Below are 19,273 nucleotides of genomic sequence, written 5' to 3'. Positions count from 1 at the left end.
ATGCTAATGTTATACCACTGCTAAGCATGTTTTTTATAAGCGATTCATATATATAAAAAGAGAGAGGAGTGATTATATGGAGATTAAATTGAGACCAGGAGATACACTTTGGTATTATAGTCAACTATTTATTGTTCCCCTAAATCTTATTTTAGATAGTAATCCTAGCGTAAATCCGAATAAATTAGCAGTTTCTGAAACAATCCAAATTCCTGGATTTGAATCACAAGTCCATCAAATAAAGCAAGGAGATACCCTGTGGAAAATTGCAGGAGCAAGAAATATTTCGGTTGATAGCATTCTATTATTAAATCAACAATTAAATCCAAATAATCTTAAAGTGGGAGATGAGATTTTAATCCCAAACCGTATTGTTGGAAGATTTGTACAGGGAAGGAAAAAGTATGATTATACATCCCTACAGTCAGATATGAATCGTTTAATAAAGGCTTTCCCATTCATTAAAAAGCATACAATAGGCAAAAGTGTATTAGGAAAAAATATTGATGAAATTAGAATAGGAAAAGGAACGAAAAAGGTTCATATTAATGCATCCTTCCATGCAAATGAATGGATTACTACAGGGATTTTAATGACGTTTTTAAATGACTTTTTATTATCATTAACTAATGGAACTAGTATGCGCAATGTGCGAACAATGCCACTGTATCAAGGTTCAGCTTTATCACTTGTACCAATGGTTAATCCTGACGGGGTTGATTTGGTTTTAAGCGGTCCTCCAGAGAGTGAGAAAGAAAAAATAATTTCAATAAATGAAGGCAGTAGCGATTTTACTGGCTGGAAAGCAAATATACGTGGTGTAGATTTAAATAATCAATTTCCAGCTAATTGGGAAATGGAAAAGGAACGGAAAGAACCGAAAGCCCCTGCTCCAAGAGATTATCCTGGAGATAGCCCTTTATCAGAACCAGAGTCTCAGGTGATGGCAAACCTTGCTGAAAAAGAAAAATTCGATCGATTATTAGCCTTACATACACAGGGAAAAGAATTTTATTGGGGATATGAAGGATTGGAGCCAGCAGAATCGAGGGCAATAGCAGATGAGTTTTCGAGAGTGAGCGGATATAAATCGATTCAAAATGTAGATAGTCATGCAGGGTATAAAGATTGGTTTATTCAAGAATTAAGAAAGCCGGGATTCACAATTGAGTTAGGAAAAGGGATAAATCCACTCCCTCTCTCTCAGTTTGATGAAATTTATCATGAAACAACTGGAATTTTCTTGGCTTCCTTATATATGTAGGATACTTATGTTTTATAGAAAGGTTTGGGCAAATTGAATAAAGAGAAGTACAGCGTGATTAAATAAACATTCAGTTGTAAAAAAGCACATATTTTTATTGCGAATTTCATTATTTATTAAAAAATCTCCAATAGGATTTGAAAAAAGCCGAAAAAATCGGCTTTTTTGTGTTACTATTCTATAGAGTGAACAAAACTTGAATAGTATTATAGGGGTGTGAAAAATGTTTCCATTAGGTAAGAGAAACACGTTAGGAATAGTTCTTCTCTTCACTTTTTTCATACTAATTCTGTCTAGCTGTGCCCCTAGACAGGGTGATTCAGCCAGTGAAAATGAAGCGAAGGACAAAGATGTTGATAACAACACGATGCTTCCTCCTATTAGCCCAATTGAAGGAGACTTTGAGCAAGTATATGGCTGGATAAAGAAAGATACGATTTGTTATTCGTCTATCTTTGAGGGGGTATATAAAATTTATGCTTATAACATTTATACAGGAAAGCATATCCCTCTATATGAGTCGGAAGACGAATTATCTTATGTGATGTTAAACAAAAATCAACTGCTAATATACAGTGCTCTTTCTGAGGAAGAAGGAGAAATTCATATAATTGATTATAAAGGAAATGAAATACTTTCTAGAACTATGCAAAGCTATGAAACAGACTTTGCGTGGAATCCTCATAATGAAAATGAATTACTCATTACTACCTTAACCAAGGATTGGGAAAGTAAAGTGTTTACATTGGATATTCAAGAAAACGTATTAAGTGATTTTCCTGTATCTACCCCTTTTCCACAATGGTTATCAAAGGTAAGGGTAATGTATCTTGACTGGGATCAAAGTAATCCTTCGCTATATGCACCGCTTAAAATATTCAATTTGGAAACGGAAGAAGAAAACGAGGTAGATTTGGCTAATATTTACTTTATTGACCAGAAAAACGATTATCTACTTACCATCTCAAGTAATGATAAAGCAGAAGATGCAGTTTATACCTTTTATGATGCAGATTTAAATAAGCAAGGGAGTATTCCTGTTCCTCGATTATCAAAATTTGCTAATTGGTTAGTGCCGAACTATACCTTTTATCAAAATAGATTCCTTACCTTTACTCCCAAAAGAAATGGTAATGCCGAAACGTATCAAGATGTTTTTGAATTTATGGAAGTAGATATGGAAACAGGTGAGAGTAAAAAGTTATTTACCGATAAGGAATTAGAAGATCAGCCAATTCAAATTTCAAGCGACGGAAAGTACTGTCTTTATGGTTATTATTTTGAAAATATGCTGAATATGGAGACTGGAGACATTACTCCTTTGTTTACGTCAAATATTTCACAATAGTTGATGTTGATATAAAAATATGCCATCATAGGAATGAACTTAAATCGATCAATAATGGATGGAATCCGATTAATGATAGAAGAGAAAGGGGAACAATAAAATATGGCAATCGTTGATGTAACGGTTATACCAGTAGGCACACAAACACCAAGTGTAAGTGCGTATGTAGCAGACATTCAAAAAGTTTTAATGAGTTATGAGGAAAAAGGCCAAATTCGTTTCCAATTAACGCCAATGAACACTATTATTGAAGGGGAACTTCCAATATTATTTGAAGTGATTCAGGCAATGCATGAAGTTCCATTTGAAAAAGGTCTTGTGCGTGTTTGTACAAATATTAGAATTGATGACAGACGAGACATCACTAGAAAAATGGAAGATAAAGTAGAACGGGTAATAAGTCAATTAGAGAATAAATAGGAGGGGAATTCTGTGGAATATAAGCAAATTCCTTTAGGGCCAATCCAAACCAATTGTTATTTAGTATGGAATGAAAATAAGGATTGTTTAGTGATAGACCCAGGTGCAAATGGAGAAAAATTGATTAAGATGATACAGGAGTTAGAAGTATCTCCTATTGCAATTCTTTTAACACATGCACATTTTGATCATATTGGTGCGGTGGAAGATGTTAGAACAGAGTACAGCATTCCCGTTTATGTACATAGCAAAGAAGAAGAGTGGTTGATTGATCCGAAATTAAATGGGAGTGAAGCATTCCGACTTCCTAATCCTGTAGTTTCAAGACCAGCAGAGCATTTCTTAGATGAAAATCCTAAGATGACAATTGGAGATTTTACCTTTCAAGTGCTGGAGACACCTGGGCATTCTCCTGGCAGTGTTACGTTTTATTTTAAAAAGGAGAATTGGGCATTTGCTGGAGATGCTCTTTTCTATGAAAGTATTGGGCGAACTGATTTAATTGGTGGTAATCAACGTACATTAATAAATAGTATTCACGAGAAGCTTTTAAATTTACCTGAAGAGACGATTGTGCTGTCTGGTCATGGAAGAAAAACAACAATCGAACATGAAATGGATCATAATCCATATATTAACGGCTTTTAGTTAGCATAGAAGCAACACCGAAAAAAGAGAGAAGGAATACCCTCTCTCTTTTCTTCCCTATTGAACAAGCGTTTTGTAGGCACATTGATCGCAGCCGGAAATAATATTTTGTTTTTCGATTAACTGAACATCCGTAAATAACGCTTCAAACATACCAGTAAAGAAGGAGTGGTGCATCGTACATACTTTATCTTTATGCTCTATTGCTACTTCTTTAAATGGACAGTTATATATTTCGAAATATAAGGAGGTTTCATCTTCATTCCATTCTAATGCAGGCAGTTGTCCTGTCATTAAGCTGGCATTTTGTAATAACCGTAGTTTATCCTCATTGGATAATGTTGCAGTATTATTTGTATAACGGGCGATTTCTTGTTCCATCATTTCTTTACCAAATGTTTTTCCTGTTTCATATAGTGCTTTTCTTCCTTCTGGTCCTAGGCTTTCAAGGGATCTTAATAAAATACTGCTTAATAATTGAAAGTCTCTAAATGGGAAGCTAAATTGTATGACCTCATCTGATAAGCGATATAGTCTGCTTGGACGGCCACCCTTTCCTGTTTTTTTTGTTTCAGAATGTAGCATTCTTACATCTTCTAATTTAGATAAATGTAATCGAGCCACGTTTGGATGGATGGAAAATTCGTCTGCTATTTCTTGAACTGTTACATCTTGATGACGTTTAGTAATGTATTGATAAATATAGAAACGAGTTGGGTCAGATAATACATTTGTAACTTTTAGTGTATTTTCCATAACAAATGTTTCCTCCTGGGAACTAATTTTCTTTATTATAATATAGCAATCTACCATAAACATGGTTAAAACGATAAGTTTATAAAATGTTCACAACTTCACAAATATTTGTTCATAAATTGTACATATTCACGATTTGAAGCTTGGACATCTTTGTAATGTTATATTAATATTCTTAATATTTCTAATAAAGGTTAATGTTTAAATATGTAATTGACATTTTTAAGTATTGAATATAAAATCAATATATGAGCATATATTCATATATTAAAGGGTGATTATGATGGAATATGATGTAATCATTATTGGTGGAGGGCAAGCAGGTCTCGTTATGGGATACTTCTTACATAAATCTAATCTATCTTTTCTAATTGTTGAAAAATCAACTGAATTAGGAGAAAGCTGGAGAAATAGATACGATAGCTTAACCTTGTTTACTCCTCGTTGGCATAGCATGCTACCTGGTTTAACATTAACCGGGGATTCTGAAGCCTATCCAACAAAGGATGAAATTGCTGCTTACTTAGTCGATTATGCTAATGCTTTTTCATTACCAATTCGACTAAATACAGAAGTGAAGGCATTATTAAAGATAGATCAAGGGTTTAAGGTAGTAACTGTAGATAATGAAATTACTGCTAAAAAAGTAGTAATTGCAACGGGAGCTTTTCAAAAGCCATTTATTCCTACTTTTGCTTCTGCTTTATCTTCCAGTATAGTGCAGCTGCATTCCTCTCAATATAAAAATATTCATCAGCTTAGTGAGGGATCTGTTTTAGTAGTGGGTGCTGGAAACTCAGGGGCACAAATTGCAGTTGAAGTTTCTAATGATCGAGAGGTTTTTTTATCAGCTGGTCATAAAATTAGGTTTTTACCACAAGATATAGGGAAAAAGAGTATTTTCTGGTGGTTTGATAAATTTGGGTTATATAAAGCAAAGGTTAACTCAAAAATAGGTCAATGGATAAAAAATAACCCTGATCCGATTTTTGGGGATGAGTTGAGATTAAAAATCAAAAGTGAAGCTATAAGTGTTTTTAGGCGAGTAGAAACTATTAACAACGATGTGTTTATATTTCAAGATAAACGTTCAGTGATGGTCAACAATGTAATTTGGGCAACTGGGTTCTATAGAGATTACGGTTGGATTTCCATCCCAAAAGTCACAAATGAAAAGGGAGACCCTATTCATAATAGAGGCATTTCAAATATAAATGGTTTGTATTTTATCGGTTTGCCTTGGCAAACGAATAGGTCTTCCAGCCTTCTTCAAGGTGTTGGTTCAGATGCAAGCTACTTATATAAACATATAGTTAACGACATCTAACCATAAGGAAATAATTTCGATTTATAAAATAGAAATAGGGAGGAAAAAATATGGGAAATTTTCATGAGCACAATCATAGTCAGCATGGACATCATAACCATCATCATCATGGCTTCGAAGCAACAAGAGAAGGAAATAAAAAGGGGTTGATTATCGCTTTAATCATTACCTGTGGGATTATGCTATTGGAGTTTTTTGGAGGACTTCTTACAAATAGTCTTGCTTTATTATCAGATGCCGGTCATATGTTAAGTGATGCAAGTTCTCTTTTCTTAAGTTTCCTTGCAATCCGGTTTGCGTCACGTAAGGCATCCCCTAGTAAAACGTATGGATACTATCGTTTTGAAATTTTAGCGGCCCTATTTAATGGAGCCACTTTGTTTATTATCGCTTTTTTTATCATTTGGGAAGCTATAAAACGATTCACGGAGCCTCCGACGGTTGCTAGTGGAACAATGATGATCATTGCTGCGATAGGGTTGTTAGCCAATATATTTAGTGCAGTGGCATTAATACAGAAAGGGGATGTGCATAATAATGTAAATTTACGAAGTGCTTACTTACATATATTGGGTGATGCATTAGGTTCAGTTGGTGCGATTATTGCTGGAGTACTCATGCTATTCTTTGATTGGTATGTTGCAGATCCTATTATATCTGTAGTAGTTGCTTTATTAATTTTAAAAAGCGGTTGGGGGGTAATAAAAAATTCCACTCATATATTAATGGAAGGAACGCCAGTAACAATTAACCAAGAAGAAGTAAGAATGGTATTAGAAGAAATCGAAGGAGTAATCGATGTTCATGATCTGCATATATGGACTATTACTTCTGGGCTAGATACATTAAGCTGCCATATTCTAATTGAAGATAAAAAAGACAGTCAAGCTATTCTTCAGCAAGCGATTGATCGAATGAAAGATAAATTTAAAATAGAACATACAACTATTCAAATCGAAAAGTCACAGATTCAACATGATGGTATGAATGTGTGAATGAAAACAGGGCAGCCTCATTGTGGGGTTGTTTTTTTTCATTAAAAAAAGACCCGTGGAAATTGGGTCTTTACTGGGCTAGCTGGATTCGAACCAACGAGTGACGGAGTCAAAGTCCGTTGCCTTACCACTTGGCTATAGCCCAATATAATTGATATATATAGTATGGATTGTTCGGTGTTTTTTATACAAAATCAAGCGGTTATTTTAGAAGAGCTATGGAAATTAATCAAAAGTATTAATAGGGAAATAAGCATGAAAGGTCCAGATCTTATGTTCTACATTTCTTATAAATAACCGATTGGATAAAATTTAAAAAAATTAATGACGAAAGAAGGAATTTCTTCTTTTATGTCGAAATATAAAGTCGAATAAATAAAAAGGTGGTGTTTTATGAAAAGTGTTATCTATTGAAGCTTTAGCCAATCGTATTATTTGTGATGCAGTAGAGCAGAATGCTACTGACATTCACATAACCCCGAGACAAAAGGAATCTGTCCTTCAATTGCGGATTGCTAATCATTTGCTTACTAGATTAGTAATAACTGCGGAGGAATGTGACAAGTTAATCTCTCATTTTAAGTTTACGGCATCCATGGATATTGGAGAACGAAGAAAACCGCAAAATGGATCTATTTCCACGAGCATAAATGGTCAATATATTGGCCTACGTTTATCAACCTTACCTTCTTACCCTCATGAAAGTTTAGTTATTCGCGTACTTTCGGACAAAAATATGCTTCCAATCTATCATATCTCCTTATTTCCAAATGTTTCTCGAAAATTAATCTCTTTATTAAAGCACGCTCATGGCTTAATTATCCTCACTGGTCCGACTGGATCTGGCAAAACGACAACACTCTATTCCCTCTTAAATGAAAATGCTCACCTTTATCAAAGGAATGTTATCAGCTTAGAAGATCCTATTGAAAAGCCCCAGGAAAATGTGCTTCAAATTCAGGTCAATGAGAAGGCTGGCATTACGTATTCTACAGGATTAAAAGCGATTCTTCGCCACGATCCCGACATTATCATGGTTGGAGAAATACGAGATAGAGAAACTGCCCATATCGCAATAAGGGCAAGTTTAACAGGGCATTTGGTATTAACTACCATGCATACAAGGGATGCGAGAGGTGCGATTCACCGATTGCTCGAGTTTGGAATAAAGGAGACAGAAATTGAACAAACCTTAATTGCCGTTACTGCACAAAGACTGGTAGAAATGGTATGTCCATTTTGTGATGATGGCTGTTCACCTAACTGTTACCGTTTAGATGATCGATTAAAAAGATCGACTGTGTTTGAAATGTTAACTGGAAGGATGATTGCAAACATTCTTTACAATCGGTCAGATGATTGGAGTTATAAGTATAAAACATTAGGGGATATCATTTGTAAAGGGATAGCGTTAGGGTATATAAAGAATGGGGAATATGAACGGTGGATTTATGATGAAAAGAAATAAAGAATGGACTAATTTAGAGCAAGCAAGATTTTTAAAATGTATCGGAGAATTGCTTGATAGGGGCTATTCCATGGCGGAAGCCGTCCAATCTTCGCGTTATTACATGCCGGAATGTCGAATGGAAGATATAAATGCTTGTTATGGTTCTTTAAAAGGAGGAGAAACTTTTTTTGAAAATCTTGTAAGACTAAATTTTGATCACCAAGTTATTAGTTTTGTTTATTTTGCTGAAAAGCATGGAGGATTTGCAACTGCTTTTCAGGATGCAAGTAAAATGATTCAACATAAACAAGATACAATCAAAAAATTAAGGAGGATTCTTTCTTATCCTCTTTTTCTTCTATTATTTACCTTTGTTTTGTTCTTCTTTGTTCAAAGTATCCTCATTCCTAAATTTAATTCCATTTTTCTAACGATGAATATAAATAAGAATTTCTTTCTGCTCTTTGTCCAATTAATCGGTAAGATTATTCCGTTTCTCTTCGCTTTTTTATTACTTCTTCTTATTTCTAGTTTCTTCTATTATTATTTATATTTTCGCAAGCTGGATATTATTGTTCAGATGAATTTACTAGCACGAATTCCATACATAGGAAAAATTGTAAGACGCTATTTTTCCTATCTTTTATCCTTGCAATTAAGTTATTTATTATCTAGTGGATTTTCGATTTATGAATGTTTGCAATTTTTTGAAGAAAATAAGGAGCAAAGGCTATATTCTCAAATAGGTATAATCGCTATTTCTCAGTTGAAAAAAGGTGTTCGTCTAGACCAAGCCTTTATGTTATTTGATTTTTTTGATAAAGAACTATTACAAATTATTCAGCATGGCCAAGAAAATGGCAAGCTGGATCAGGAATTCTATTACTATGGCAATCATTGTTTAATGCAAATAGAAGAGAATATACAAAAAACAATGAAGGTCCTTCAGCCCACATTGTATTCCGTTGTTGGAATATTAATCGTTTCCATTTATTTATCTGTATTAATGCCGATGTTCCAGTTATTAGATGGATTTTGAAAGGAGCACAAAATGAAAAATGAAAAAGGATTTACACTAATTGAAATGATGATAGTTTTGGTGGTTATTTCTATATTATTAATTGTGACTATTCCCAATATAACGAAGCACAATTCGAAAATAAATGATACAGGTTGTGAAGCATTAACAAAGATGGTACAAGCAGAGGTTCAATCCTATTATATGGAGCATAAAGCATATCCTGAGAGTATCGCTAAACTAAAAGAAGAAAATTATATTACAGAAGAGCAAGAGAAATGTACAAATGGCAAGGAATTAATTATTACAAATGGTGTAGTAACCACTTCTGGTACGGAAAATCCGTGATAGCAAATCAAAGAGGCTTTACACTAGTTGAAATGCTTGTCGCAATGTCATTATTGGTGATTCTTTCCTCTTTATCTGTGTTCTTAGTTACCTCCCAGCAAACCACACTCAATGAGAATCATTTTGTTACCCAATTGGAGGCAGATCTCTATTATGCACAAGCTTTTGCTATAGCTAATCAAGCACCTCTTCAAGTAAGAATATATCCGTATTTAAATCGCTACAGTATTCGTGGGGATGTAAATACGGGTACTATTGTGGATCGTTATTATAATGATGATATTGTTTTTGTTAATGAAAACACGCTTTCTTTTACCATTAATTCGAGAGGGAATGTTTCTAATTTTGGCACATATGAATTTCGAATTGGAAAGCAACCATATAAATTAACCATTCTAATTGGTAAAGGGCGATTTTATGCGACTAAATTGTAAAGGATTTATGTTACCGGATTACTTATTGGCCTTTACGATATGGCTTCTAATTGCTTTGACATGGATGCCAATCTATGTGCACGTATTAAAGCAATTGGAAGATTCGGAAGAGGGTAAGGCTGTTAATGAGCTATTTTATCACTATTTAATGGAAGTTAAATTAGGAGAAGCAGAAAAAGGAATAGCTTCTATTGAAAAAGAGGGAAATATCTACACAATCCTTTGGGAAAAAGATAATACAGTCTGTATTCAATATAAAAATGTATTTCAGAAGACGAAAAAAATATGCGATGTGTTGCTAGAATGAAACATTTGATGGTTTTTAATACTAAAGGCTATATTTTAATGGAAATGCTTCTTTGTTTTTTTATTTTTTCTATTATTCTTTCTTTATTGATCGTTCCTTTGAAACATATGCTTAATCGTCAAGTTTCGGAGACAGAGTTACAAGATATGGAATGGGAAGTGTTTATCCTAGAATTAAAAAAAGAAGCGAAAATAGCACAGAATATTGATGTTTCAAATAATAAATTACTGCTTTATGTAGATGGAAGAGTGGTTACCTATGAAAAATATGAAAGCAGTATAAGAAGGCGGGTAGATTCGACAGGGCATGAGGTTGCATTACAAGGTGTTAAAAATGTAGATTTTAAAAGGGATAAGAATGGTTTTAGGGTAGAGGTAATAAACCAATTTGCAAAGAAAAAAGATGCTAGCATAATATCATATCTTCGTATGGAGGGTGAAGTGAATTGATAAGGAATAACAAAGGGTTTATTTATCCGTTATCGCTATGTGTGTATATCCTCTTTATTCATTTCTTATTTGTTTTATATGGCCTTTATGAAAATAAGAAAGGAATAGAAATAAGTGTGAATAATAATAATATGCAAGAATACTACTTTCTTACCTCTTCAAAAGATGTCGAGAACCAGCTAGCTACACAGGATACCCCAATTATAGCCGGTGAAAAGGTCTTTTTGCATGGGCAAATTAATTATACGATTACAAAAAATTCTGCTACTACTTATAAAATTGATTATAAATTAAATTTGCAGGGTGTTAAGAACCAACTTGTTGCAACAAGTTATTACGATAATGAACTGCATAAAATGACAAAGTGGGTAGAATGAAAAGTTGGATTATTGGCTATCCTAGTACAAATGCTAGAGTAGGTGATTAGATGAATACCAATGATTATGTGAAGTATTTAACCCAAACATTTGTGCAGTACATGGATCAGCCTAAAGAGGAAAGGCAAAAGTTAAGAGCGGCAAGAAAAGGGCTGAAAGAGCCATTTATGCTGAGATGGTTTGGGATTTTACCGTATTTAATTTTATTCAGCTTTAGACGTAGAAACATAAAGCGATAATGTGAAAGGGAGTAGATGCTGCTTATTGAACAGCATCTACTCCTTTTCATGCATGATCTTTAGGAAACAGTTTCTGAAGCCAAATAGAATAGCCCGCCATTAATTATTGAAATACTAATCTTTGGCTCGTATTGTTCTTGCAATGCTAATTTTTCGGTCTCCAACGTTTCTTGTTCTTCCTCGATGTCTTCCATATCTTCATAAAAATGCTCTAGCAATTCCAAATCCTTTTTCCACCTTTCTTTCGCTTCTTCTGCCCATGTATGGTCTTCTGCTAATAATGATTGTTTAATCATATTCTCCATTCTTGTAATCCCGCTTTTTGGCATAATTAAAGGAGATAGGGTAAATGCATAATCAGGGATTTTGGCAGAAAGATTCATCTTCTCAATTTTTGTTTGAAAATTTGTTGCTATTTGTCCATTGATTAGCTGTAAACCAATCGATTGAAACACATCCCGTTTTCTGTCGCATTGATACGATATTTTTACATTTAGAGCAAGCCATGGTTTAAGAGCCGTTTGCTGCTGTCCTTGACCTGTTTTATTTTCATATAAACGAATATACTTTGATAAATTTTTTGCTGAAGCAAAAAGCTGGTGAAGACGGGGAGAACCAAAATGGATTAGTTCCCCTTTTATATCGGCTGGAGCAAGCTTTGGATTCGTGATGAGGGTTAGACTGGCGGGGTTTGGCTCGCCGCCAGTCTTTTCAAGATAATGCCAATAAAAAGGTCGATTCATTAATTCTTTGTCCATTTCGATAGTCAGTTGGACGATTAGATAACCAGGTTTATTTTCTGTAATTTCACAATCATTCGCAATGAAAAATCGTTCAAGAAATTGATGGATTTCCTGCTGCTTCATATGTTTCACCTTCCTTCATGCTTTGTGCGAATTCAATCATGCTCGTTAAATTATCCATTTTGATTTTCATTTCCCCTTCTGATTTAGAATGGGAGAATATATCAATCATATAATCATCCATATTGCCAAAATCCAGCTTCGTAAGAATATCATCTAGTTCTCCGATTACTTTTTCGAAAAGATGGATTTTTTCATAAAGTAATTTTAAAATATGATCCTCAACCGTATTTTTCACTGCAAAGTTATAAATTTTCACATCCTCTTTTTGACCAAGTCGATGAATCCTTCCAATTCTTTGCTCTAATCTCATTGGATTCCATGGTAAATCAAAATTAATAATATGATGACAAAATTGAAGGTTAATACCTTCTCCGCCAGCTTCTGTTGCTATTAATACTTGCGCATGATTTTGGAAGAGATCTTTCATCCAATCCTTTTTGCCACGTTTAAATCCACCGCGAAAGGGAACAGATGTGATGCCGTGCTGCTTTAAAAACCATTGTAAATAAATTTGCGTTGCTCTATATTCCGTAAAGATAATTACTTTATCATTTATTTTCTGAATAAGCTCTAGTGTCTTGTTTGCTTTTGAGTTTTGCTGAACTGCTTCTACTTTTTTTACAAGTTCTTGTATTCTTTGTTGGAATTGTGGTGTTGGATTTTCCTTTTTCTTCACCATGTTTTGCAAGGTATAATAGACTGCTTCCCTGCTGGAGCAAGCCTCTCTTTGCAACGTAATCATCGAGAAAGGATTGCGAGGATTTTCAATATCGCTGGAAAGATTGTTTTCTGTTTTTAAATCTACCAGCCCTTCATACAATGCTCTTTCTTCTTTCGTAAACTCAATAGGAACCGCTTCAACAATTCTTTTTGTCCATTCAATCCCTGTATCATGGCGTCTGTTTCTGATCATTACTTTATTGACCAAAGCTTTTAAATTCTCGTCATCATCAATGGAGCGGGCATCTTTTTTATATTTTTCATAGAAGGATGATTCGCTACCAAGATGTCCGGGCTTTAATAAAGATACTAAATTAAAGATTTCACTAATTCTATTTTGAATAGGAGTAGCTGTTAATAGCAAACAGAATTTCTTTTTTAAATTTTGGACAAACTCATAGTTTTTCGTTTTATTATTTTTCAGTTTATGGGCCTCGTCAATAATAACCAAATCATAGTCCAGATTGTTTATAATATCACGATGGGGCTGTCTTTTTGCTGTATCAATAGAAGATACGACAATGTCACATTGCTCCCAAACATAGCTTTTACGCTGAACCATAGCTGGAATGTAGAATTTACTATTTAATTCATAAGCCCACTGTGTGACAAGAGAGGCAGGTACTAAAATCAGCACTTTTTTTACTAATCCGCGAATCATATATTCTTTTAGTATCAATCCTGCTTCAATCGTTTTTCCAAGACCAACTTCATCTGCCAAAATAGCTTTTCCATTCATATCTTCGATTACCTTTTTCGCAACTTCAAGTTGATGGGGCAAAGGAGAAAGCTCTGATAAGTACTTAGGGGCTTGGAGACCCTCGAAGTCTGGTATGATATTATGTTGTTCTACTTCTACTGCTAGTTTATATAGTTCCCAATTTGCCCATGGACCATCATCTGAAATTCGCTTTAGTAGCTGATCATTCCATGAATCATCAAAATTGATTTGAACGGTCATATATTATTCGTCCTTTCTTATTTCATTTGGTAAAGCTAAAAAAGTTATGTATGTATAAAAAGGATTGAAAAAAGAATGCTAGTAAAACAAAAAATATATTGCCACCTTTTCATTCGGATGTTAGGATAAAAGGGTAAAAAAGTTTTTAATTTTGTCACAATTTATTTATATTTGGACAAAACATGAACATTAAATACAAAATGAACAATAAATAATCGGTTTTTACTTTTTAAAATAAGGGAAACTTTCATCAGTGTCGTTTTCCTTCAACACTCCTGATGGTTAGTTGAACCAATCACTATACGGATAGTACCTCCCACCTATCTTCCTCGAATTTTCATAAGGCTTTAAGTGGAAGGCAACTGTCAGGTGGGATAAACAAACATTATTTCTGGTAGTATTTAGTATGACCAATTGAGAAAATTTTATGAATCGCGGATGAGAAATAGGGGAGAGACTACATTAGTAGCGCCGAAGGAGCAAGCAAAGTATTTTGTGAATCTCTCAGGCAAAAGAACTCTATTTGGACGCAGCTCTGGAGAGTGCTTACATTATATGTGAGCCACCAAAGGGGACAGCCGATTTATCGGTAAACTTTCAGGTGCAAGGACAGAGACCTTTACTTTTTTATAAAAGGGGGTTTTCTGTCTTTTTTGTTGCCGTTTTTTAATGGGATAAATGAGAAAGTCTAATATAATACATAGGGGATAGGAGTGCTGTTCGTTGACTTTATTAAAGCAAACACCATTATATGAGGTGTACAAAGAGTATGGAGGAAAGACAATCGATTTCGGAGGATGGGCTTTACCTGTACAATTTTCCGGTATAAAGCTGGAGCACGAGGCTGTTCGTACTAAAGCAGGCTTATTTGATGTATCCCATATGGGTGAAATCGAAGTAAAGGGAAGCGGTAGCTTAGCTTTTCTTCAAAAAATGCTTACAAATGACATCGAAAAAATCAAAATAGGTGCTGCGCAATATTCGGCGATGTGCTATGAAAATGGTGGGACTGTAGATGATTTATTAACGTATAAGCTTGCAGACAATCATTATTTGTTAGTGGTTAATGCATCCAATATCGAGAAGGATTTCGAATGGCTGCAAAATCATGTGGCTGGTGACGTTATCTTAACTAATTTATCAGAAGATTTTGCTCAATTAGCACTTCAAGGTCCATTAGCAGAGGAGATATTAAAAAAAATAAATCCATCTGTTGATTATGCTGGAATTAAGTATTTTCACTTTCAGAACAAGGTGAATTTAGCAGGTAAAGAGGTTCTGTTATCACGCACTGGATATACTGGCGAGGATGGTTTTGAAATTTATTGTCAAAGGGAAGATGCTAAAGACCTATGGAGTGAAATTTTAACGTTAGGTGAGGAATTAGGAGCACTTCCTTGCGGGTTAGGTGCAAGGGATACTTTGCGATTTGAAGCAACACTTGCATTATATGGGCAAGAATTATCAGCAGATATCTCACCACTGGAAGCTGGAATTGGATTTGCAGTTAAATTAAATAAAGAAGCTGACTTTATTGGGAAGGAAGCTTTAAAGAAGCAAAAAGAAGATGGGATATCAAGAAAGTTAATTGGACTTGAGATGTTGGATAGAGGCATTCCAAGACATGGCTATAAAGTATTTGCAAGTGGCAAGGGTATTGGGGAGGTTACAACCGGTACTCAGTCGCCGACTTTAAAGAAAAACATTGGTCTTGCGTTAATTCAAGTTGATTATGCTACATTGGTTACAGAAGTGGAAGTAGAAATAAGAGGGAAGCATTTGAAGGCAAAAGTTATCAATACACCTTTTTATAAAAGAAAATAACTTTTAAAGGCTGTTTTTAAAAACAAGATGGGCTAATGACTGGGGGAAAAACGAATGAAGCATCGCTATTTACCGATGACAGAACAAGATCAAAAGGAAATGCTTGAAAAAATTGGTGTAAGTTCAGTAGATGAATTATTTTCAGATATACCAGAAAAAGTACGTTTTAAAGGAAGCTATCAAATCAAGCCTGCAAAAAGTGAATCTGCATTATTGAAAGAATTGACAAAGCTTGCCCAAAAAAATGCAGATGCGAAAGCGAATGTATCATTTCTTGGAGCAGGTGTTTATGATCACTATTCGCCTGTTATTGTAGACCATGTTTTATCACGTTCAGAATTTTATACAGCCTACACCCCGTACCAACCGGAAATTTCTCAAGGGGAATTACAAGCTATTTTTGAGTTTCAGACAATGATATGTGAATTAACAGGAATGGACGTAGCTAACTCTTCTATGTACGATGGAGCAACCGCCTTAGCAGAGGCAGGTATGTTAAGTGCAGGGACAACGAAACGAAAAAAAATTCTGATATCAAGCGCCATACATCCAGAAGCAAAAGAAGTAGTTAAAACCTATGCGAAGGGACAGTATATCGACGTCGTTGAGGTTCCTCATAAGGAAGGTGTAACAGATTTAGGTGCTTTAGAGACAATGATTGATAATACAGTTGCGGCAGTGATGATTCAATACCCAAACTTTTTTGGAAGAGTGGAGCCATTAAAAGATTTAGAAGCTATTATCCATGAGCATAAATCATTATTCGTCGTATCAAGCAATCCACTCGCTTTAGGAGCATTAACACCACCAGGGAAATTTCAAGCAGATATTGTAGTAGGAGATGCACAACCATTTGGTATTCCGATGGGATTTGGAGGACCGCACTGTGGCTATTTTGCTGTAACTTCTAAGTTAATGCGAAAGGTTCCTGGACGCTTAGTAGGACAGACCGTAGATGATAATGGTCAAAGAGGATTCGTATTAACCTTACAGGCAAGGGAGCAGCATATTAGACGTGATAAAGCAACCTCTAATATTTGCTCAAACCAAGCACTTAATGCATTGGCTGCATCTGTTGCAATGACAGCACTCGGAAAGCATGGTGTGAAAGAAATGGCTGTTGCTAATATGCAGAAAGCACATTATGCAAAAATAAAACTAAAGGAAGCAGGCTTTGAAATTGTTTTTGAAGGGCCAGCCTTTAATGAATTTATTATTAAATGTAATGCTTCTGTATCTTCAATTAACCGTGCGTTATTAGAAAAAGGAATGATTGGTGGCTATGATTTAGGAAGAGACTTTGAACAACTAGAAAACCATATGCTAATTGCCGTAACTGAATTGCGTACAAAAGCTGAAATCGATGAATTTGTTGCAGAAATGGAGGATTATCATGTCTAATCAAAATCAACCTCTTATCTTTGAAAGCAGTACACCAGGAAGAATAGGTTATAGTTTACCAGAACTGGATATCCCAACAGTAGATCTCACGGAGCTATTGCCGAATGATTATATAAGAGAAGAAACTCCAGATCTTCCAGAAGTTTCCGAATTAGATATTATGCGTCATTATACTGCCTTATCAAAACGAAATCATGGCTTAGATTCCGGCTTTTATCCTCTAGGTTCATGTACGATGAAATATAATCCGAAAATAAATGAAAATGTTGCCAGATTTAATGGTTTTGCTCATATACATCCATTACAAGAGGAATCATCTGTACAGGGTGCATTAGAGCTAATGTATGATTTGCAACAGCATCTTGTTGAAATCACAGGTATGGATGAAGTTACTTTACAGCCAGCTGCTGGTGCACATGGTGAGTGGACTGGATTAATGCTGATTAGAGCTTTCCATGAAGCAAATGGGGATACACTTCGAACAAAGGTCATTGTTCCTGATTCTGCACACGGAACAAATCCTGCATCCGCAACAGTTGCAGGCTTAGAAACGGTGACTGTAAAATCAAATGAATATGGATTAGTAGATTTAGAAGATTTAAAACGAGTAGTTGGATCAGATACGGCAGCGTTAATGTTGACAAACCCGAATACGTTAGGGCTATTTGAAGAAAATATTGTAGAAATGGCTGAAATTGTCCATAGTGCCGGCGGGAAATTATATTATGATGGTGCCAATCTAAATGCCGTACTTTCAAAAGCAAGACCTGGAGATATGGGCTTCGATGTTGTCCATTTAAATCTGCATAAAACATTTACAGGACCGCATGGTGGCGGTGGGCCAGGGTCTGGACCTGTGGGAGTAAAAGCCGATTTAATTCCTTTTCTACCAAAGCCAGTTTTGACAAAGGTAGGAGATGAATTTGTCTTAGATTACAATCGACCACAAGCAATTGGTAGAGTGAAACCATTCTATGGAAACTTTGGTATCAACGTACGTGCCTATACGTATATTCGCTCAATGGGACCAGACGGATTAAAAGCTGTAACAGAAAATGCGGTCCTAAATGCAAATTATATGATGAGACGCCTTGCTGAATACTATGACTTGCCATTTGATCGTCATTGTAAACATGAGTTTGTCTTAAGTGGTAGAAGACAAAAGAAATTAGGGGTACGAACATTAGATATTGCAAAAAGATTGCTTGATTTTGGCTATCATCCACCAACAATCTATTTCCCTCTAAATGTCGAAGAATGCATTATGATTGAGCCTACAGAAACGGAATCGAAAGAGACATTGGATAGTTTTATTGATGCAATGATTCAAATTGCAAAAGAAGCAGAAGAAACCCCTGAAGTTGTTCAGGAAGCACCTCATACGACAGTAATTGGCCGTTTAGATGAGACGTTAGCTGCAAGAAAACCAGTACTTCGTTATACGAAGATGTAAGAATATAATTGGAATTTATGAAGCTAATTAAAAAAGCTGATGTCTAGACATCAGCTCTTTTTATATAATAATTCCTGGTTAGAATATTATTATTTTTTTGCTTTAATTCTTCCTGTCCACTTTTTAAATCCGCCTTCTAATTGGGTTAAATCCTTATATCCTTTACGATAAAGAAATTGAGCAGCTCTTCCGCTTCTCATCCCATTTTGACAGTATAAATATACTGGTTTGTCAGGACGAATTTCACTTTTTCTCATCTTTAGCTGTGATAGTGGAATATTTCTTGCGCCAAGTACATGACCAGCCTCATATTCGTTTGGTTCACGTACATCAATTAACTGTGCCTTTCTGTATCCTTGGCGGAATTCATCCTGGCTTACAGTTTTTACGATACGGCGTTGATACAGCCACATAACCACGGAATATACAAGGAATGCGACTAAAATGATGAGAAGAGTATAAATCGTTGTCAATTCTCATTTCTCCTTTCAATTACTTACACTATCTCTATTATATCTATCAACCCTTATAGTAGTAAAGTAAATACTTACAATATATCATTAACTTCTCTTAATCGAATTTATTTTCATAAAAAGAATGATGGTAAAGGAAGTATCTTTCTTTTTTCCATGCAAGTTACTTTTAAATAGTTATTCTTTTTGATATCC

At 34.9% G+C, this 19,273-nt stretch carries 21 protein-coding genes, 1 tRNA gene and 1 riboswitch; of the genes, 17 read left to right on the top strand and 5 right to left on the bottom strand.

The window, feature by feature from the left end; genetic code table 11:
* The first annotated feature begins 76 nt into the window (after nucleotides 1-76).
* The 4 genes from AB3U99_RS15580 (at nucleotide 77) to AB3U99_RS15565 (ending at nucleotide 3,680) form a co-directional block, all read left to right on the top strand.
* Nucleotides 77-1,264 carry a M14 family metallopeptidase gene (locus tag AB3U99_RS15580; protein WP_400242371.1) on the top strand — a complete coding sequence of 396 codons (1,188 nt, stop codon included), beginning with the start codon at nucleotides 77-79 and terminating at the stop codon, nucleotides 1,262-1,264.
* Between the two features lie 223 nt (nucleotides 1,265-1,487).
* Nucleotides 1,488-2,612 carry a hypothetical protein gene (locus tag AB3U99_RS15575; RefSeq protein WP_400242369.1) on the top strand — a complete coding sequence of 375 codons (1,125 nt, stop codon included), beginning with the start codon at nucleotides 1,488-1,490 and terminating at the stop codon, nucleotides 2,610-2,612.
* 102 nt (nucleotides 2,613-2,714) lie between these two features.
* Nucleotides 2,715-3,032 (top strand): MTH1187 family thiamine-binding protein, encoded by a 318-nt coding sequence (locus AB3U99_RS15570; protein ID WP_400242368.1) that lies wholly within the window; start codon nucleotides 2,715-2,717, stop codon nucleotides 3,030-3,032.
* 12 nt (nucleotides 3,033-3,044) lie between these two features.
* A complete protein-coding gene (locus tag AB3U99_RS15565; RefSeq protein WP_400242366.1) occupies nucleotides 3,045-3,680 on the top strand; it encodes an MBL fold metallo-hydrolase in 636 nt (211 codons plus the stop codon).
* A gap of 57 nt (nucleotides 3,681-3,737) precedes the next feature.
* On the opposite strand, the gene AB3U99_RS15560 is transcribed toward AB3U99_RS15565, so the two are convergent.
* Nucleotides 3,738-4,436 carry a helix-turn-helix transcriptional regulator gene (locus AB3U99_RS15560; protein WP_400242364.1) on the bottom strand — a complete coding sequence of 233 codons (699 nt, stop codon included), beginning with the start codon at nucleotides 4,434-4,436 and terminating at the stop codon, nucleotides 3,738-3,740.
* A gap of 283 nt (nucleotides 4,437-4,719) precedes the next feature.
* On the opposite strand from AB3U99_RS15560, the gene AB3U99_RS15555 reads away from it, so the two are divergent.
* Both AB3U99_RS15555 and AB3U99_RS15550 read left to right on the top strand, forming a co-directional pair.
* Nucleotides 4,720-5,763, top strand: a complete 1,044-nt coding sequence (locus AB3U99_RS15555; RefSeq protein ID WP_400242362.1) for a flavin-containing monooxygenase — start codon at nucleotides 4,720-4,722, stop codon at nucleotides 5,761-5,763.
* Between the two features lie 50 nt (nucleotides 5,764-5,813).
* Nucleotides 5,814-6,758, top strand: a complete 945-nt coding sequence (locus tag AB3U99_RS15550; RefSeq protein WP_400242360.1) for a cation diffusion facilitator family transporter — start codon at nucleotides 5,814-5,816, stop codon at nucleotides 6,756-6,758.
* A gap of 73 nt (nucleotides 6,759-6,831) precedes the next feature.
* Here the strand turns inward: AB3U99_RS15550 and AB3U99_RS15545 are convergent.
* Nucleotides 6,832-6,903: transfer RNA gene (locus AB3U99_RS15545), tRNA-Gln, on the bottom strand.
* Nucleotides 6,904-7,158: 255 nt separating this feature from the next.
* Here AB3U99_RS15545 and comGA point away from each other — a divergent pair.
* From comGA to AB3U99_RS15505, 8 genes are read left to right on the top strand one after another with little or no spacing between them, the layout of a single operon-like run.
* Nucleotides 7,159-8,226, top strand: coding sequence for a competence type IV pilus ATPase ComGA (comGA, locus tag AB3U99_RS15540; protein WP_400242359.1), 1,068 nt, complete (start codon nucleotides 7,159-7,161; stop codon nucleotides 8,224-8,226).
* Nucleotides 8,186-9,247, top strand: a complete 1,062-nt coding sequence (gene comGB, locus AB3U99_RS15535; protein WP_400242357.1) for a competence type IV pilus assembly protein ComGB — start codon at nucleotides 8,186-8,188, stop codon at nucleotides 9,245-9,247. The genes comGA and comGB overlap by 41 nt, the downstream gene beginning before the upstream one ends.
* A gap of 12 nt (nucleotides 9,248-9,259) precedes the next feature.
* A complete protein-coding gene (gene comGC, locus AB3U99_RS15530; RefSeq protein ID WP_400242356.1) occupies nucleotides 9,260-9,574 on the top strand; it encodes a competence type IV pilus major pilin ComGC in 315 nt (104 codons plus the stop codon).
* Nucleotides 9,505-10,008 carry a competence type IV pilus minor pilin ComGD gene (gene comGD, locus AB3U99_RS15525; protein WP_400242354.1) on the top strand — a complete coding sequence of 168 codons (504 nt, stop codon included), beginning with the start codon at nucleotides 9,505-9,507 and terminating at the stop codon, nucleotides 10,006-10,008. Before comGC ends, comGD begins: the two co-directional genes overlap by 70 nt.
* Nucleotides 9,992-10,315 carry a hypothetical protein gene (locus AB3U99_RS15520; protein ID WP_400242352.1) on the top strand — a complete coding sequence of 108 codons (324 nt, stop codon included), beginning with the start codon at nucleotides 9,992-9,994 and terminating at the stop codon, nucleotides 10,313-10,315. Before comGD ends, AB3U99_RS15520 begins: the two co-directional genes overlap by 17 nt.
* Nucleotides 10,312-10,764 carry a competence type IV pilus minor pilin ComGF gene (comGF, locus tag AB3U99_RS15515; RefSeq protein WP_400242350.1) on the top strand — a complete coding sequence of 151 codons (453 nt, stop codon included), beginning with the start codon at nucleotides 10,312-10,314 and terminating at the stop codon, nucleotides 10,762-10,764. The genes AB3U99_RS15520 and comGF overlap by 4 nt, the downstream gene beginning before the upstream one ends.
* Entirely contained in the window at nucleotides 10,761-11,141 is a 381-nt protein-coding gene (gene comGG, locus AB3U99_RS15510) for a competence type IV pilus minor pilin ComGG (RefSeq protein WP_400242348.1), read from the top strand. The genes comGF and comGG overlap by 4 nt, the downstream gene beginning before the upstream one ends.
* A gap of 50 nt (nucleotides 11,142-11,191) precedes the next feature.
* The gene (locus AB3U99_RS15505; protein ID WP_400242347.1) at nucleotides 11,192-11,380 is read left to right on the top strand and encodes a YqzE family protein; all 189 of its coding nucleotides are present in this window, start codon (nucleotides 11,192-11,194) and stop codon (nucleotides 11,378-11,380) included.
* 59 nt (nucleotides 11,381-11,439) lie between these two features.
* Here the strand turns inward: AB3U99_RS15505 and AB3U99_RS15500 are convergent, their stop codons facing one another.
* Nucleotides 11,440-12,246: a YqhG family protein gene (locus tag AB3U99_RS15500; RefSeq protein ID WP_400242345.1), complete on the bottom strand. Its 807-nt coding sequence runs from the start codon at nucleotides 12,244-12,246 to the stop codon at nucleotides 11,440-11,442.
* Entirely contained in the window at nucleotides 12,215-13,927 is a 1,713-nt protein-coding gene (locus AB3U99_RS15495) for a DEAD/DEAH box helicase (RefSeq protein ID WP_400242344.1), read from the bottom strand. Before AB3U99_RS15495 ends, AB3U99_RS15500 begins: the two co-directional genes overlap by 32 nt.
* Before the next feature lie 438 nt (nucleotides 13,928-14,365).
* Nucleotides 14,366-14,457, top strand: a riboswitch (glycine riboswitch).
* A gap of 193 nt (nucleotides 14,458-14,650) precedes the next feature.
* Here AB3U99_RS15495 and gcvT point away from each other — a divergent pair.
* Genes gcvT through gcvPB form a run of 3 tightly spaced genes read left to right on the top strand, consistent with a single transcriptional unit; the run spans nucleotide 14,651 to nucleotide 18,605 of the window.
* A complete protein-coding gene (gene gcvT, locus AB3U99_RS15490; protein WP_400242342.1) occupies nucleotides 14,651-15,751 on the top strand; it encodes a glycine cleavage system aminomethyltransferase GcvT in 1,101 nt (366 codons plus the stop codon).
* Nucleotides 15,752-15,805: 54 nt separating this feature from the next.
* Entirely contained in the window at nucleotides 15,806-17,152 is a 1,347-nt protein-coding gene (gene gcvPA / locus AB3U99_RS15485; protein ID WP_400242340.1) for an aminomethyl-transferring glycine dehydrogenase subunit GcvPA, read from the top strand.
* The gene (gene gcvPB / locus AB3U99_RS15480; RefSeq protein ID WP_400242338.1) at nucleotides 17,145-18,605 is read left to right on the top strand and encodes an aminomethyl-transferring glycine dehydrogenase subunit GcvPB; all 1,461 of its coding nucleotides are present in this window, start codon (nucleotides 17,145-17,147) and stop codon (nucleotides 18,603-18,605) included. The genes gcvPA and gcvPB overlap by 8 nt, the downstream gene beginning before the upstream one ends.
* An 89-nt stretch (nucleotides 18,606-18,694) precedes the next feature.
* Here gcvPB and AB3U99_RS15475 read toward each other — a convergent pair whose 3' ends face one another.
* Nucleotides 18,695-19,078 carry a rhodanese-like domain-containing protein gene (locus tag AB3U99_RS15475; RefSeq protein ID WP_400242336.1) on the bottom strand — a complete coding sequence of 128 codons (384 nt, stop codon included), beginning with the start codon at nucleotides 19,076-19,078 and terminating at the stop codon, nucleotides 18,695-18,697.
* Nucleotides 19,079-19,273: the final 195 nt, after the last annotated feature.

The organism is Niallia tiangongensis (assembly GCF_044704065.1).
Lineage (GTDB): Bacteria > Bacillota > Bacilli > Bacillales > Cytobacillaceae > Niallia > Niallia tiangongensis.
The sequence above is the reverse complement of the archived record's forward strand: the minus strand, read 5'-3'. Positions and strand labels throughout refer to the sequence as shown.